Source organism: Aquipuribacter aurantiacus, assembly GCF_051216895.1.
GTDB lineage: Bacteria > Actinomycetota > Actinomycetes > Actinomycetales > JBBAYJ01 > Aquipuribacter.
The window spans coordinates 102,397-117,165 of record NZ_JBPKAO010000006.1 but is presented as its reverse complement, the minus strand read 5'-3'; the positions used below and the strand labels follow the sequence as shown (position 1 = coordinate 117,165).

Sequence of the window (14,769 nt, the reverse complement as noted above, 5' to 3'; positions counted from 1 at the left end):
GGGCCGATCGTGCCATGCGGGGGGGAGGAGCAGGAGGGCCCCGACCGCAGCTGCGGTCGGGGCCCTCCTGAGGCGTGCGGTCAGGCCTGGCCGGAGCCGACCTCACGGTTGGACCGTCCCTCGACGGCACCCGGCTCGGGGTGCGTGCCGTCGATGCTGTCGTGGTCGCCGTGGCTGTGAGCCGCGGCCAGGTCGGCGGGGGTGACGGGCTCGACCCGGTCCTCGAAGTAGAACCGCGAGAGACGACGCTGCACGTTGCTGAGCAGGGCCCCCTTGCGCTTGACCCCGTTGGCGTCGGTGGCCGGACCCGGCTCCAGGGGCACGTAGTTCTCGTGCTGGACCAGGGTCCAGCGGTCGTAGTCCGACATCGGGGTGTGGCGCTCGAGCACCTCGCCGCTGTCGAGCCGGTACACCTGCCCGGTCTCGACGCCGTGCAGCACCCGGTCACGGTCACGACGCTGCAGGCCGAGGCAGATGCGCTTGGTGATGAGGAACGCGAGCGGGGGCGCCACGAACATCGCGACCCCGACGAAGCGGGTGATGTCGTTGATCGCCAGGTCGAGGTGCGTGGCGATGATGTCGTTGCCGCCGTTGGCCCACATCAGGCAGTAGAACGTCAGGGCCATGACCCCGATGCCGGTGCGGGTGGGGGCGTTGCGGGGGCGGTCGAGCAGGTGGTGCTCACGCGCGTCACCGGTCGCCAGGCGTTCGATCCACGGGTAGGCGATGAGCAGCGTGGTCAGCAGGCCTGGCAGGACCACCGCCGGGATCAGGATGTTGCCCGACAGGACGTAGCCGAAGATCGTGACCTCGAGCCAGCCCGGCATCACGCGCACCGCACCGTCCAGCCAACCCATGTACCAGTCGGGTTGGGAGCCGGCGGTCACCGGTGACGGGTCGTACGGCCCGTAGGACCACACCGGGTTGATCTGCACGAAGGCCGCCATCAGCGCGATGACGCCGAAGACGATGAAGAAGAACCCGCCCGCCTTGGCGATGTAGACCGGCAGCAGCGGGTAGCCGACCACGTTGCTGTTGGTGCGGCCGGGCCCGGGGTACTGGGTGTGCTTGTGCAGCACCACCAGGAACAGGTGGGCGGCGATCAGCGCCAGGAAGATCGCCGGCAGCAGCAGCACGTGGATGGTGTAGAGCCGCGGGATGAACGCCTCGCCCGGGAACTCCCCGCCGAAGGCGAAGAAGTGGACGTAGGTGCCGATCAGCGGGATCGCCAGGATGATCGCCGCGGCGATCCGGAGGCCCGTGCCCGACAGCAGGTCGTCCGGCAGGGAGTAGCCGGCGAAGCCCTCGAAGATGGCGAGCAGGGCGAGGATCGCACCGATGACCCAGTTCAGCTCGCGGGGCCGGCGGAAGGCGCCGGTGAAGAAGACCCGGGCCATGTGGACGATGGTCGCCGCCACGAAGACCAGGGCGGCCCAGTGGTGGATCTGCCGCATGAGCAGACCGCCGCGGACCTCGAACGACATGTTGATCGTCGAGGCGAGGGACTCCGACACCAGCTTGCCCTGCAGCGGCTCGTAGGGCCCGGAGTACTCGATGAGCGCGACGCTGGGCACGTAGAAGAACGTGAGGAAGACGCCGGTGATCAGGCAGATGACGAAGCTGTAGAGCGTGATCTCGCCCAGCATGAACGACCAGTGGTCGGGGAAGATCTTGCGGGCGTTGGCCTTGATGACCCCGGACAGCCCGAGGCGGGAGTCGGCGAAGCTGCCGAGCTTGGCCGCCGTGCCCTGCGGGGGGGCCGGACGCGGTGCGGGTGCCGTGGTCGCGCTCATCAGGACTCCTCAGTCATCCGGCGCAGGTCCTGCTCGCGCTCCCAGTAGCTGGGACCGACCGGCTCTGCGAATCCGTCCGTCGCCACCAAGTATCCGTCATCGTCCACGTCGATGGGCAGCTGGGGTAGGGGCCGCTTGCCGGGGCCGAAGATGACGGCCGCGTTCTGCGTCACGTCGAACGTCGACTGGTGGCACGGGCAGAGCAGGTGGTGGGTCTGCTGCTCGTACAGGGCCACCGGGCAGCCCATGTGGGTGCAGATCTTGGAGTAGGCCACGATCCCGGCGTAGGCACCCGCGAGGGACTCCTCGGCGAGCTCGTTCGGCTCCAGCCGGATGAGGAGGACGGCGGCCTTGGCCTTCTCGTCGAGGAAGTGGCTGGAATCCTCGATGCCCTCGGGCTGCACGTGGACGACCTCGCCCACGCTCAGGTCGGCGGCCCGGACGGGAACGCCGGTGGGGTCGGTGACCAGACGGGTGCCGGCCTGCCAGATGGTCTCGGCCAGGACGCCCTCGGGGTTGGGCCCGGTGTCCTTGAGCAGGACCACGGCCGGGAGCGGGGCCAGGGCGATGGCCCCCACCAGCGTGTTGCGGATGAGCGGGCGGCGACCGATGCCGGAGTCCTCGATGCCGTTGGCCAGGATCTCGACCGCCTCGGCCTGCTCCTCCGGCGTGCCCTCGATCTGGTGGCGCTCGTCGATCTCCTCGTGGTCGGGCATGAGGGTCTTGGCCCAGTGCACCGCACCGGTCCCGATGCCGAAGAGGGTCAGGAACATCCCGGTGCCGAGCAGGACGTTCGACAGCAGCACCCGACCGCTCTCGGGGTCGTTGCGCAGCGGGACCGCGAAGTAGCCGACGATCGTCAGGACCGTGCCGACGATCGAGAGGAAGAACAGGAACGCGACCTGCCGCTCGGCGCGGCGGGCGGCCGCGACGTCGGTGTCGGCCATGCGGGGCCGGTGCGGCGGCAGGCCCGGGTTGTCGAACCGCTCCGGCAGGCCGGCGCCGCGGGGCCGGACGTCGGTGCCGGTCCCGCCGGTGCCGTGCGCCACGGTCCCGGGGGCGTCGGGCCCGGTCTCCCGGACCGTGCTCACGGACCGGGCGGTGTCGTCGTACGAGTCGCTCATGAAGACTTGGCTCCCAACCACACCGCGCAGGCGATGAGTCCAGTGATCCCGACGACCCAGACGAACAGGCCGTCGCCGACCGGCCCGAGCGAGCCGAGGGACAGCCCGCCCGGCGACGGCTCGTTCTCGACGTAGTCCAGGAAGGTGATGATGTCGTTCTTCTGCTGCGGGGTGAGGGTGTCGTCGCTGAAGACCGGCATCGACTGCGGGCCGGTGACCATGGCCTCGTAGACGTGCACCGGCTCGACGCCGCGCAGGTTGGGGGCGTACTTGCCGCGGGTGAGCGCACCGCCGGAGCCGGCGAAGTTGTGGCACATGGCGCAGTTGACGCGGAACAGCTCCGAGCCCTCGGCGACGTCGCCGTTGGCGGGGTCGAGGAACTCCCCGTCGGGGATGGCCGGGCCGGGACCGAACTCCGAGGCGACGTAGGCCGCCATGGCCCGGGTCTCCTCCAGGGTGAACTGCGGCTCCCGCTTGGCGATCTGGGGGCCGGAGGCCTGGGCCGGCATGCGACCGGTGCCGACCTGGAAGTCCACGCTGGCCGCGCCGACCCCGATCAGGGACGGGCCGGCGGCCTGCCCGTCGGCGTTGACGTAGCCCCCCGCACCGTCGGTGCCGTGGCAGGTGGAGCAGTTGGCGAGGAAGAGCTCCTCGCCCAGGGCGATGTCGTCGACGCCCGTGGCCTCGCTGGCCTGGGCCCCGGTGGGGGAGACGGCGGCGTAGGCCATTCCCGCGACGAGCAGCGCCCCCAGGAGCAGGACGACGAGCGCGAGCGGGTGGCGGCGGTGCCTCAAGACGGCGTTCACGGCGAAAGGCCCCTCAGCTGAAGTAGACGGAGATGAACAGTGCGATCCAGACGACGTCCACGAAGTGCCAGTAGTAGGACGTCACGACCGCAGCGGTCTCCTCGGCGTGGCCGAAGCGCTTGGCGGCGAAGGTGCGGCCGATCACGATCAGGAAGGCCAGCAGGCCACCCGTGACGTGCAGGCCGTGGAACCCGGTCGTCAGGTAGAACGTCGAGCCGAAGGGCGAGGAGCTGATGGTGAGGCCCTCGTGGACGAGCTCGGCGTACTCGTAGACCTGGCCGGACACGAAGATCGCGCCGAGCACGAAGGTGAGGACGTACCACTCCCGCATGCCCCACTGGGACAGCTGGAAGATGCCCCCGGTCCGGGCCGGCTGCAGCCGCTCGGCGGCGAACACGCCGAACTGGCAGGTCACCGAGCTCGACACCAGGATGATGCAGTTCACCGCGGCGAAGGGGATGTTGAGCATCTCCTGGCCCGCGGCGTACTCGTCGGGCCTGATCGAGCCGAGCGTGAAGAACATCGCGAAGAGCGCCGCGAAGAACATCAGCTCGCTCGCGAGCCAGACGATCGTGCCCACGGACGTGAGGTTGGGACGGTTCACCACTGCCGGAGCGCGGGTGCCGACTGCCGTTGCTGCTGCCACGGGGTCAGGTTAACGGGAACCCGGGCAGAACGAGAGACCACCCCCCGGCACGGCGCCGGTCGGAGATCCGTTCCGGCAACGAGCGGGGTGCCCGGTAGATTCCCGGGCATGAGCGCAGCATCCGCCCCCGCCGACCGCGCCGCCGTCCACGGCGGTCCCGCCCCGGCCCCCGCCGGCGAGCCGCGGCTGAGGATCGCCGTGTACAGCGACAAGTCGACGACACGGGACAAGGTCCGTCGGGCCGTGGGCCGCCGCCCCGCCGCCGACCTGCCGCTGGTGCAGCTGGAGGACTACGCCACGCTGCCGGCGCTGCTTCGGGCGGTCGACGCGGGCGGGTTCGAGGTGATCGTGCTGGACGGCGAGGCCGCGCCCGCCGGTGGCCTCGGGGTGTGCCGGCAGCTGCACGACGAGATCTTCGACTGCCCGCCGGTCCTCGTGCTCACCGGGCGGCCCCAGGACGCGTGGCTGGCGGCGTGGTCCAAGGCCGAGGCCGCGGTGCCGCACCCCCTGGACCCGCGCGCCGTCGCGGACGCCGTGGCCACGCTGGCCCGTCGTCGCGCCGGCTCCGCGCCCGCGTGAGCGCGCTGCCGGCGCAGGACAGCACCGAGCAGGTCCCCGCGCCGCCCGGCTGGGCCGGGGTGCTGGAGGCGTTGGCGTCGGGCCAGGACCTCGACCGCGCGCAGACCCGCTGGGCGCTGGACGAGGTGATGCGCGGCGAGGCCGGCGACGCCCGGCTGGCCGGTCTGATGGTGGGGCTGCGCGCCAAGGGCGAGACGGTCGAGGAGGTCAGCGGCCTCGCCGAGGCGATGCTCGCCCACTCGGTGCCGCTCGACGTGCCCGGGCCCGTGCTCGACATCGTGGGCACCGGGGGCGACGGGGCCCGCACCGTCAACGTCTCGACCATGGCCTCCCTGGTCGCGGCGGCCGCGGGGGCGGTCGTGGTCAAGCACGGCAACCGTGCGGCCTCCTCCAGCTGCGGCACCGCCGACGTGCTCGAGGAGCTGGGCCTGGACCTCGGGCTGGAACCGGACGCGGTCGCGGCGAGCGCCCTGACGCACGGGATCACCTTCGCGTTCGCCCCTCGCTTCCACCCGGCCATGCGTCACGTCGGCCCCGTCCGGCGCTCGCTCGGCATCCGCACGGTGTTCAACTCCCTGGGCCCGCTCACCAACCCGGCGCGCCCGGGCGCGATGGCCCTCGGCGTGGCCGACACCCGGCACGCGGGGATCATCGCCGGGGTGCTCGCGTCCCGCGGGACCACGGCCCTGGTGGTGCGCGGGCAGGACGGCCTGGACGAGCTCACCACCACGGCCCCGACCAGCGTCCGCGTGGTGGTGCGGGGCGAGGTGGTCGAGACGGTGCTGGAGGCCGCCGACGTCGGGATGGCGACCTCGACGGTCGCGGACCTGCGCGGCGGGGACTCCGCGGTCAACGCCGCGGTCGTCCGCTCGGTCGTCGGGGGTTCCGAGGGTCCCGTGACCGACGTGGTCGTCCTCAACGCCGCCGCGGGGCTGCTGGCGCTGGAGCTGGCGCAGGGCGGCCGGAGCGCGGCGGACGTGGCCGCGGACCTGCCCGGGGCCCTGGCACCCGGGATCGAGCGGGCGCGGGCGGCGCTGCGTGACGGGGCCGCCGCCGCCGTCCTCACGGACTGGCTGGGCTGACCCGCTCGACGGCCCGACCTCCCGCTCAGCCGTGGTCCCCGGGGACCCGCCACAGCGAGCTGCCGTGCCGGCTCCCGTCCACCAGGTGCAGCTGGGACCACCGGGCGGCGGCCCCCAGGGGCAGCGACCACCCGTGGCCCGACCGCACCAGCCGGGTGCCCGGGGTCTCCAGCCAGCGGACGAGCAGGGCGGTCTCCTCCGGCAGGGCCGCCGGGGCCGGCCCGGTGGGTGGCTGCACGTGCTCGGCCGTGGCGACGAGGGCGTCGATGGTCGGGTGCACCGGCTCGCCCGGCCGGGACACCGCGCTCCCGGCGAGCCGGCCGTGCCGGATGCACACCAGCTCCCAGCCCCCGACCTGACGGGCCCGGGCCGCGACCAGCTCGCCCGTGCCGGTCAGGGCGGCCGCCTGCTGCGCCCGGTCGACCCCGCGCACCAGCGCGGTCAGCCGGTCGCGCTCCCCGGCGGCCTCCTCGTAGCGCTGCTGCTCCGACAGCGACCGCACCCGCCGCATGACGTGGCTGACCAGCGGTGACAGGTCACCGGTGAGGCAGGTCCGCACCTGGGCCACCACGTCGGCGTAGGCCTCGTCCGGTCCTTCGACGCACGGTGCGGCGCAGCGGCCCATGCCGGCCAGCGCGCAGGCCGTGCCACCGCCGCGCCGGGTGATGCGCGGCGTGCAGCGGCGCAGGTCGAAAGCGGTGTGGACCGCGTCGACGGCCTCGCGGGCGCGGGCGCGGGAGGTGAACAACCCGACGTAGGACGCCGCCGGGTGGTCGGGGCCCGGGTTGCTCACCACCGACAGCCGGGGCGCGGGCTCGTCGGTGAGCTTGACCCACACGGCACGGTCCGGCCGGGTCGAGCGTCGGTTGTAGGCCGGCCGGTGCTCGGCGATGAGGCGGACCTCGCGCACGTGCGCCTCGATGGCCGTCGCGCAGGCGACGTGCTCCACGCTGCGGGCGACCGTCACCATCTCGGTCATCCGACGGCGCTTCTCCGAGGCGGTGAAGTAGCTGCGGACCCGGGTCCGGACGTCCACGGAGGACCCGACGTAGAGCACCCGGCCGCCGGCGTCGACGAACCGGTACACCCCCGGGGAGCTGGGCAGGCCCGCCACCAGGTGCCGGCGGGAGCGGCGGCCGTCGTCGGTGCGGCAGAAGTCGAGGAGGTCCTCGACCGTGGTGACGCCCCGCGCCCGCCCGAGCAGGGCGTGCAGGACGTCGACGGTGGCGCGGGCGTCGGCGAGGGCGCGGTGCTCGGGGGTGGTGCCGGCGCGGAAGTACCGGGCCAGCGTGCCGAGCTTGCGGTTGGGGACCTCGTCGTCGGTCACCAGCCGCCGGGCCAGCAGGACCGTGTCGACCACGTCGAACCGCGGCCACGGACGCTGCTGGCGCCGGCAGGCCGCCTTCAGGAACGAGATGTCGAAGCGGGCGTTGTGCGCGACCAGCACGGTGCCCTCGGCGAAGTCGAGGAAGGCGGGCAGCGCCGCACCCATCCGCGGGGCGCCGAGGAGCATACGGTCGGTGATGCCCGTGAGCAGGGCGATCTGCGGCGGGACGGGGCGGCCCGGGTCGACCAGCGTCTGCAGCTCGCCGACGACCTCGCCGCCGCGGACCTTCACCGCGCCGATCTCGGTCACGGCGTCGTCGGCAGGGCTGCCGCCCGTGGTCTCGAGGTCGACCACGCAGAAGGTGGTCTCGTGGAGGGGACGGCCGAGGTCCTCGAAGCTGCCCTGCACCTGCATCGGAACACCCGGTCCCAGCGGTACGGCAGGGGCCCCGACCGGGCGCGTCAGGGGGTGCGTGCTCATGACCGAGACGCTAGGTCGGGGGCCGGACACAAGCGGGCAGGCGCGACGGGGCGCCGGGTTGTGTCCGGGCCCGTCCCTAGCGTCCTGGCCATGCTCATCGACTGCGACACGTGCACGGCCCGTCCCCGCGCCTGCGGCGACTGCGTCGTCACCCACCTGCTGTCCGTCCGTCCCTCCTCCGTCCCCCTCGAGCCGCCCTCGGTGCGGCGCACCACCGACCTCACCGCCTCCGAGGTGGCGGCGGTCGGGGTCCTCGCCGCCGGCGGGCTCGTCCCGCCGCTGCGCCTGGTCACCGACGCCCGCCCGGCCTGACCCGGACGGCGGCAACCGTGTCGTGGTCCCCTCCGGACGGGGTCCGGGCGGTTACCGTGGGCGGGTGGCAGCGCGCAGGCACCGGGCGCTCCCGGACCCCAGGGCGACCCCGACCCCCTCGTCGGTGATCGGACCCGCGGCTGGTCTGGTGGGGCTGCTCCTGCTCGTGGCCCTCATCGCCTCACCCGGGTCGCTGCTGGTCCGGGTCTCCGTCGCCCCGGAGGTCCCCGTCGCCGCCGGCGAGCCCGTCACCCCGTCGGCCCAGGCGGCGCTGCCCCGCGCCGAGCCGGACCTGCGTGCCGCGGACCCCGCTGCCCAGGTGACGGCGAGGCTGGCGGAGCTCCTGGTCCGCCGCGACGTGGCGGTGAGGTCGGGACGGGACGACGGCTGGTCGACGTCCGGGGTGGCCGCGGACGACGACGCGCTCGCGGTCCTCGCCTCGATGCCGGTCACCAGGTTCGAGTCCTCGCTGGTCGCGGGCAGCCTCGAGCCGCTCACCGGCGGGTCCACCGAGGCGGGCTCGACCGGGGCCGGGACCGCCACGGCCGACGACCCCTCGCAGCAGTGGCAGGCGCGGGTCGACACGGTGTACGAGCTGGCCGACGGTCCCGTCGTCGAACGGACGGACTCCGTCGTGCTGGCGCCGGCGGCAGCCCCGGCGACGCCCGGGGAGGACACGAGCGCCGCCCTGGAGGTCGTGTCGTGGACGCCCTACCCCCAGGAGGGCGAGATCGGGACGGCGGCCCCGTGGGACCTGGGTCCGGTGTCGACCACGGTGGGCGAGCGCGCGGTCGTGCTGTCCTGGCACCCGCAGGACGTCCCCGGGGACGACTCGGCCCTGGCCGCGGACAGCTGGGGGGAGCAGGTGGGGTCCTGGGCCGACTCCGGCGCCGTGACGGTCGACTCGTACCTGGGCACGGGCTGGCCCCGGCTGTCGCTGGTGCTGGCCCCGGCCACGGCGGAGCAGTACGCCGAGCTGGTCCCCGGGCCGCGCCCGGCCACCGACGACGTGTTCGCCGCCGTCACCACCGACGTCCGGACCCCCGACGGGGGAGGGGACGTCGTCGTGCTCAACCCGCTGGCCCGGGACGACCTGGTCGACCAGACCTGGCAGGTCACCGTGACCCACGAGCTCGTCCACGTCGCCTCGGGGGCCATCTACGGCGACGAGCAGGACATCTGGCTCGCCGAGGGCTTCGCCGACCTGGTCGGATGGTCCACGGTCGTGCCCGGCGTCGTGGACCGCGACGTCGTGGCCGCCCGCCTGCTCCAACGCGTCGCAGCCGGCACCACGGGTGTCGAGGAGCTGCCGGGGCCCGAGCAGTTCGGGGCGTCCGACGCGGACGTCGTCGGTGACGCGTACGAGGGCGCGTGGCTGGCCGTGCTGCTGCTGGAGGACCAGATCGGCACCGACGCCCTGCTGGACCTGTACGCAACCGCGTCGCAGGGCGAGGGGGCGGCGGGCGCGCGGACCGAACGGGCGCTGGTCGCGGCCACGGGCGAGGGCCGCGACGCCTTCGAGGACCGATGGGGCGAGCACCTGCGCCGCCTCGCAACCGGATGAGCCGACGCCAGGAGCCGAGGGTCCTCGTCGTCACGAACGACTTCCCGCCCCGGGCCGGCGGCATCGAGACCTACGTGGACCGGGTGGTGTCGCACCTGGACCCCGACCGGGTCGTGGTCCACGCCTGCGCCCAGGACGACTCCGACGGCTGGGACCGGACGCTGCCCTACCCGGTGGTCCGTGACCCCGCCCGGCTGCTGCTGCCGGGGCCGGGTCTGGCCGCCCGGGTCCGCGAGACCGCGCGGCAGCACGGGGCCTCGGCCGTCTGGTTCCCCTCGGCGGCGCCGCTGGCCCTGCTGGCCCCGGCGCTGCGCGGTGCCGGTACGACCGGGGTCCAGCGGGTGGTCGCCAGCGCCCACGGTCACGAGGTCTGGTGGGCCCGGCTGCCGCTCAGCCGGACCGCGCTGCGCCGCATCGGCAGCTCGGTCGACGTCCTGACCTTCGACTCCGCCGTGGTGCGGCGACCGATCGCGTCGGCCCTGGGCGCGGCGGCCGCGGCCCGGCTGGTGCAGCTGAGCCCGGCCGTCGACGCGGCCCGCTTCTCGGGCGTGCCTCGGGCGAGGGCCGTGCTGAGCGGTGCGGGTGGCCCGGTCGTGCTCTGCGTCTCCCGCGCGGTGCCCCGCAAGGGCCACGGCCGCCTGCTCGACGTCTGGCCCGACGTGCGGCGCTCGCACCCGTCGGCGCGGCTGGTGCTGGCCGGTTCCGGGCCGGAGCTGGCCCGGTTGCGGTCCCGGGCCGCGGGCATGCCCGGCGTGGAGGTCCTGGGCCGGGTCGCCCACGACGACCTGCCGCGGTTGTACGCCGCGGCGGACGTCTTCGTCCTCCCGGTCGCGGACCGCCTCGGCGGGCTGGTCACCGAGTCCCTGGGCATCGTGCTGCTCGAGGCGGCCGCCGCGGGCCTGCCCGTGGTCTCGGGCCGGGCCGGCGGGACGGTCGAGGCCGTCCTGGACGGTCGCACCGGGCTGCTGCTGGACGCCACCGACCGTGCCGCCCTGCTGGGCGCGGTGGACCGGGTGCTGTCGGACCCGGTCACCTCGGCCGGGTGGGGCGAGGCCGGGCAGGAGTGGGTCGCCCGGGCGTGGACCTGGGACCGGACCGCTCAGCGGCTCAGGTCGTTGCTGGCGGGGGAGCCCGTCCCGCGCTGGTGACCCTGCGCCGTCTCCTCCACGGGGCGGCGGCCGCCGCGGACGGCGAGCAGCAGCCAGACGGCGAGGACGAGGAGCAGCGCGTTGCGGGCGAGCAGCGTGGTCGCGGCCAGCCGGCCGTCGGAGACCAGGCCGCCCCACTGCAGCGGGAACGTCAGGTGCGTGAGGACGACGACCACGGTGACGAGGGGCAGGGTGCGGCGGGCGATCGCGCCGTCGGCGCCGGGCAGCGTGGCCGCCACGACCACGCCGCCGATGAGCCACAGCACGAACTGGGTCGACAGCAGCGGGCTGCTGGCCAGCAGCGCGGTGACGGCCGCGTACCAGCGCAGCGCCGGGGGCCGGTGCCGCGACAGGACCAGGGCGGTGACGACGGCCAGCACCATGACGACGGTGGCGGACCGGGCCAGCACCGCGGCGCCGGGCTCCAGCACCTCGTACGTGCCGTTGACGAAGTCGCCCTGCACCGATGACCCCAGGGCCTGCTGCAGGGTCCACGGCAGGGCCATGACGGACTCCACCTGGATGCCCCGCCCGGACAGGTTGGCCAGGAACGTCCAGGTGTCCTGCAGCAGCAGGGTGGTCAGGGCGGCGACGGCCGAGCCGGTGACCACGGCGCTGATGACCCACCGCGGCCGGTCCAGGAACAGCAGGCCGAGGACGACCGGCCACCCCTTGACGGCGGTGCCGGCGGCGGCGAGGGCACCGGCCAGGACGGGGTGCCGGGCGGCCAGCAGCAGGGCTCCGGCGGCTGCGGCGACCGGGAGCAGGTCCAGGCGGGCCCAGCCGATCAGCCCCAGCAGGGGGACCAGGACCACCCACGCCCAGGCCCCGGCCGGGTGGCCGCCCCGGCGGCACGCGCTCACCAGCAGCAGCAGCACCGCCAGGTCGACGCCCAGCATGGTGAGCACGAAGCCGGGGCCGAACGGACCCGGCAGCGCGTCGACCGTCAGCAGCACGAGCGCGGTGAGCGGCGGGTACATCCACGTGACGCCGTCGGGCATGGACCCCGTGGTGAGGATCTGGTCGGCCCAGAACTCGTAGAGCGCCAGGTCGCCCCAGGCCAACGAGCGGCCGGCGAAGTCGTCGGAGGCGTAGACGAGGGCCATCAGCGCGCGGGCGCTCACCCAGGACAGGACCAGGAGGGCGGCCGAGGCCGCCATCCCGGCCGCCGGCGTCGCCCGGGCGCGTGCGTCGGCGGTCACCGGTCGATTATGGGTGGACCGGAGGACCGGTCAGGACCGGTCGGTCAGGAGGTGCCGGGGGCGCCGGGGCAGGTCGGCAGCGTGATCTCCGAGTTGCCCTCCCTGGCCGCCGAGCCGATCTCGGTGCAGGTCTCCTCGAAGATGCCGGTGACGAAGGTGCCGAAGACGAAGACGATGCCCACGATCAGGGCGGCGATCCCGGCGACGAGCAGGCCGTACTCGACGGCGGAGGCTCCTGAGTCACCGGAGGAGATCACACGACGGAGACGAGCGGACATCAGCGGGGTCCTTTCAAGGTGGGGTCGGGGATGACGACTCCCGATAACTGCGCAGGTACACAGGATGGGTGCTGCGCTGGGCCGTTCGGTATCGGTGGACCGGACCTACCTGGCATCCTCCGTTCGGAGGATGCCTGCCCTCAGTCCTTGCCGTCGCCGGGGGTCAGCAGACCCAGCCGGACGGCCGTCATGACGGCCTGGGCGCGGTTGGCGGCGCCCAGCTTGTCGTAGATCTTGCCGATGTGGGTCTTGATCGTCGACTCGCTGATGAACAGCCGGCGGCCGATCTGACCGGCCGACAGGCCGTCGGCGAGCAGCACCAGGACCTCGGTCTCGCGCGGGGACAGGGACGGGCCGGCCGGCGTCGACAACCGACGCTGCATGGCTCCGGCCAGGTCGGCGGCCGAGAACGAGCTGGGCGAGGCCACCGCGTGGCGGGCGGCGGCGACCACGTCGTCGCTGGGGGCGTCCTTGTTGACGAACGCGCTGGCACCGGCCTCCAGGGCGCCCAGCAGGTGCTCGTCGCCGGAGTACATGGTGAGGACCACGATGCCGATGTCCGGCCTGGTGCGGCGGACGGCCGCGGCCAGGTCGATGCCGCTGCCGTCGGGCAGCCGCACGTCGGTCACGAGCACGTCCGGGGACTGCTCGGCCACCAGGGCGTGACCCGCGGCCACCGAGCCGGCCTCGCCGACCACCACGAAGTCGCCCGCGCGCTCGAAGGCCCGGCGCAGGCCCTGGCGGATCAGCTCGTGGTCGTCGACCAGCACGACGCTGCGCCCCGGTGCCGCGTCGTGGTCGTCCGTCCTGCGCCGCGGTGCAGCGGCTGCGTCCCCAGTCATGGTGTGCCCGTCTCCTCGTCCCAGTCCCCGATGCTGATCTCTACCACGGTGCCGCCGCCCGGACGAGCCAGCACGAGGAGGTCACCGCCGATGCGTCGGGCCCGCTCCTGCATGCCGCGCATGCCCATGGACTGCGGACCGGCGGGCTGGAGCCCCACGCCGTCGTCGGCGATCCGCAGCCACGCCCTCGGTGCGTCCACCGTGCACTCGACCCACAGGTTGTTGGCCTGCGCGTGCTTGCGCACGTTCGTCACGGCCTCCTGGGCCACCCGCAGCAGCTCGACCTCGACCCCGACGGGCAGTCGCGGGCCGTGCTCGTCCAGCACGGTGTGCACGACCAGATCGCTCTGCTGGCCGATGCGCTGGACGTGCTCGCTCAGCGCCGTCCCCAGGCCGATCTCGTCGTCCACGCCCGAGCGGAGGTCGAAGATGCTGAGCCGCAGCTCACCGGTGACCCGGCGGACGTGGTCGCGGACGTCCTCGACCTCGCGGGCCGCATCGCCCGGCACCCGCTCGGCGAGGTCGTCGAGGAGGTAGCCGACGCTGGCCAGCTCCTGGGCGATCCCGTCGTGGATCTCACGGGCCAGGCGCAGCCGTTCGTCCACGGTCGCCAGCCGGCGCACCTCGTCGAAGGTCAGGGCGGCCGCGAGGCGGGGCCCCGCGTCGGAGACCGCGCGCTCCACCGTCGCCACGTCCGGGCGGGTCAGGCCCGTCGAGCGGACGGTGAGGACGGCGACGACCCGGGTGCCCATCCGGACCGGGAACGCCTCCCGCTGCAACCCGTCGTGGCTGTCGGACTCCCGGCGACCGGACTGCCACGCGCGCAGGGTCGTCTCGTCGACGTCGGTGGCGTCGTCGGCGGCCGTCGGGCCCGAGGCCACGAGCGGTGCGAGCCGGCCCTCGGTCGTGCTGACGGCCAGCGTGCGGCGGCCGTCGGGGTGCAGCTGGGCCACCTCCTCCAGCAGGGCGTTGCCGAGGGTCACCGGGTCGAGCCCCAGGCTCAGGTCGCGGGCGAGCTCCTGCAGCTCGCTGAGCAGCCGGAACGCGTCGGCGTAGGCGCCGTCGCCCGCCCCCTGCGTCTGCAGGGTCAGCCGGCGCACCCAGCCGCCGATGAGACCGGTCGCCACCAGGACGAAGGTCCACAGCAGCGGGTCGCCCAGGGGGAACGCCCCGTTGCCGCTCGGGGGGGCGCTGAGGACGGCCAGCACCCAGCTGGCCCCGCCGACCGTCGCGGCCCCCGCGCCCAGGGCGAGCCCGCCCCGCTGGCCGGCGGCGAACGCCGGGATCAGCATCAGGGGGACGAACGACGGCCCGAGCGTGCCGATGCTGCCGATGACGAAACCCAGGGCGCTGATCTCGGCGAACGACTGCAGCAGCCGCGCGTTGGGTCCGGGCAGCGGCAGCGCGCCCAGGGCGATGACGACCAGCAGCGTGAGGGCCGGGCCCAGGACGACGGTCGGGTCGGCCCGGTTCAGGTCCAGGGTGACGAAGGCCACCAGCACGGTGGCGACGAGCAGCACCGCGCGCAGCACGAGGGGGAGGAGCGGTCCGTCGACGAGCTGCTGACCCTTCACCCGGACACCGTT

At 74.1% G+C, this 14,769-nt stretch carries 14 protein-coding genes; 5 read left to right on the top strand and 9 right to left on the bottom strand.

Translation table 11 applies throughout. The annotated features are described in order from the left end of the window. Positions 1-80: 80 nt before the first annotated feature. Genes qcrB through ctaE form a run of 4 tightly spaced genes read right to left on the bottom strand, consistent with a single transcriptional unit; the run spans position 81 to position 4,369 of the window. Positions 81-1,793, bottom strand: a complete 1,713-nt coding sequence (gene qcrB / locus ACR80Q_RS10255) for a cytochrome bc1 complex cytochrome b subunit (protein ID WP_435377505.1) — start codon at positions 1,791-1,793, stop codon at positions 81-83. Beyond that, the gene (gene qcrA, locus ACR80Q_RS10250; RefSeq protein ID WP_435377504.1) at positions 1,793-2,917 is read right to left on the bottom strand and encodes a cytochrome bc1 complex Rieske iron-sulfur subunit; all 1,125 of its coding nucleotides are present in this window, start codon (positions 2,915-2,917) and stop codon (positions 1,793-1,795) included. Before qcrA ends, qcrB begins: the two co-directional genes overlap by 1 nt. Next, positions 2,914-3,723, bottom strand: coding sequence for a cytochrome bc1 complex diheme cytochrome c subunit (gene qcrC / locus ACR80Q_RS10245; protein WP_435377503.1), 810 nt, complete (start codon positions 3,721-3,723; stop codon positions 2,914-2,916). Before qcrC ends, qcrA begins: the two co-directional genes overlap by 4 nt. A gap of 13 nt (positions 3,724-3,736) precedes the next feature. Beyond that, positions 3,737-4,369: an aa3-type cytochrome oxidase subunit III gene (gene ctaE / locus ACR80Q_RS10240; protein ID WP_435377502.1), complete on the bottom strand. Its 633-nt coding sequence runs from the start codon at positions 4,367-4,369 to the stop codon at positions 3,737-3,739. 108 nt (positions 4,370-4,477) lie between these two features. On the opposite strand from ctaE, the gene ACR80Q_RS10235 reads away from it, so the two are divergent. Both ACR80Q_RS10235 and trpD read left to right on the top strand, forming a co-directional pair. Beyond that, entirely contained in the window at positions 4,478-4,948 is a 471-nt protein-coding gene (locus ACR80Q_RS10235) for a response regulator transcription factor (RefSeq protein ID WP_435377501.1), read from the top strand. A 5-nt stretch (positions 4,949-4,953) separates the two neighbouring features. Beyond that, positions 4,954-6,030, top strand: coding sequence for an anthranilate phosphoribosyltransferase (gene trpD, locus ACR80Q_RS10230; RefSeq protein WP_435377608.1), 1,077 nt, complete (start codon positions 4,954-4,956; stop codon positions 6,028-6,030). Between the two features lie 25 nt (positions 6,031-6,055). Here trpD and ACR80Q_RS10225 read toward each other — a convergent pair whose 3' ends face one another. Next, entirely contained in the window at positions 6,056-7,837 is a 1,782-nt protein-coding gene (locus ACR80Q_RS10225) for a DEDD exonuclease domain-containing protein (protein WP_435377500.1), read from the bottom strand. Positions 7,838-7,927: 90 nt separating this feature from the next. On the opposite strand from ACR80Q_RS10225, the gene ACR80Q_RS10220 reads away from it, so the two are divergent. From ACR80Q_RS10220 to ACR80Q_RS10210, 3 genes are all read left to right on the top strand, one after another. Continuing rightward, positions 7,928-8,149, top strand: a complete 222-nt coding sequence (locus ACR80Q_RS10220) for a hypothetical protein (protein WP_435377499.1) — start codon at positions 7,928-7,930, stop codon at positions 8,147-8,149. Positions 8,150-8,273: 124 nt separating this feature from the next. Next, on the top strand, positions 8,274-9,713 hold the full coding sequence (locus ACR80Q_RS10215; RefSeq protein WP_435377498.1) for a hypothetical protein: 1,440 nt from the start codon (positions 8,274-8,276) through the stop codon (positions 9,711-9,713). Next, positions 9,710-10,861, top strand: a complete 1,152-nt coding sequence (locus ACR80Q_RS10210; RefSeq protein ID WP_435377497.1) for a glycosyltransferase family 4 protein — start codon at positions 9,710-9,712, stop codon at positions 10,859-10,861. The genes ACR80Q_RS10215 and ACR80Q_RS10210 overlap by 4 nt, the downstream gene beginning before the upstream one ends. Here ACR80Q_RS10210 and ACR80Q_RS10205 read toward each other — a convergent pair. The 4 genes from ACR80Q_RS10205 to ACR80Q_RS10190 form a co-directional block, all read right to left on the bottom strand. Beyond that, entirely contained in the window at positions 10,813-12,063 is a 1,251-nt protein-coding gene (locus tag ACR80Q_RS10205; RefSeq protein WP_435377496.1) for a glycosyltransferase 87 family protein, read from the bottom strand. The genes ACR80Q_RS10210 and ACR80Q_RS10205 overlap by 49 nt on opposite strands. Before the next feature lie 44 nt (positions 12,064-12,107). Further along, entirely contained in the window at positions 12,108-12,341 is a 234-nt protein-coding gene (locus tag ACR80Q_RS10200) for a Flp family type IVb pilin (RefSeq protein WP_435377495.1), read from the bottom strand. 140 nt (positions 12,342-12,481) lie between these two features. Continuing rightward, complete coding sequence (locus tag ACR80Q_RS10195; RefSeq protein WP_435377494.1) at positions 12,482-13,183, bottom strand: response regulator transcription factor; 702 nt, start codon at positions 13,181-13,183, stop codon at positions 12,482-12,484. Next, positions 13,180-14,757, bottom strand: a complete 1,578-nt coding sequence (locus tag ACR80Q_RS10190) for a histidine kinase (RefSeq protein WP_435377493.1) — start codon at positions 14,755-14,757, stop codon at positions 13,180-13,182. Before ACR80Q_RS10190 ends, ACR80Q_RS10195 begins: the two co-directional genes overlap by 4 nt. Positions 14,758-14,769: the final 12 nt, after the last annotated feature.

What these genes read in the sequence shown, in the direction of transcription:
- qcrB (WP_435377505.1), bottom strand. Translation starts at nt 1,793, where the DNA reads ATGAGCGCGACCACGGCACCCGCACCGCGTCCGGCCCCCCCGCAGGGC.
- qcrA (WP_435377504.1), bottom strand. Translation starts at nt 2,917, where the DNA reads ATGAGCGACTCGTACGACGACACCGCCCGGTCCGTGAGCACGGTCCGG.
- ACR80Q_RS10235 (WP_435377501.1), top strand. Translation starts at nt 4,478, where the DNA reads ATGAGCGCAGCATCCGCCCCCGCCGACCGCGCCGCCGTCCACGGCGGT.
- ACR80Q_RS10225 (WP_435377500.1), bottom strand. Translation starts at nt 7,837, where the DNA reads ATGAGCACGCACCCCCTGACGCGCCCGGTCGGGGCCCCTGCCGTACCG.
- ACR80Q_RS10220 (WP_435377499.1), top strand. Translation starts at nt 7,928, where the DNA reads ATGCTCATCGACTGCGACACGTGCACGGCCCGTCCCCGCGCCTGCGGC.
- ACR80Q_RS10210 (WP_435377497.1), top strand. Translation starts at nt 9,710, where the DNA reads ATGAGCCGACGCCAGGAGCCGAGGGTCCTCGTCGTCACGAACGACTTC.
- ACR80Q_RS10200 (WP_435377495.1), bottom strand. Translation starts at nt 12,341, where the DNA reads ATGTCCGCTCGTCTCCGTCGTGTGATCTCCTCCGGTGACTCAGGAGCC.
- ACR80Q_RS10195 (WP_435377494.1), bottom strand. Translation starts at nt 13,183, where the DNA reads ATGACTGGGGACGCAGCCGCTGCACCGCGGCGCAGGACGGACGACCAC.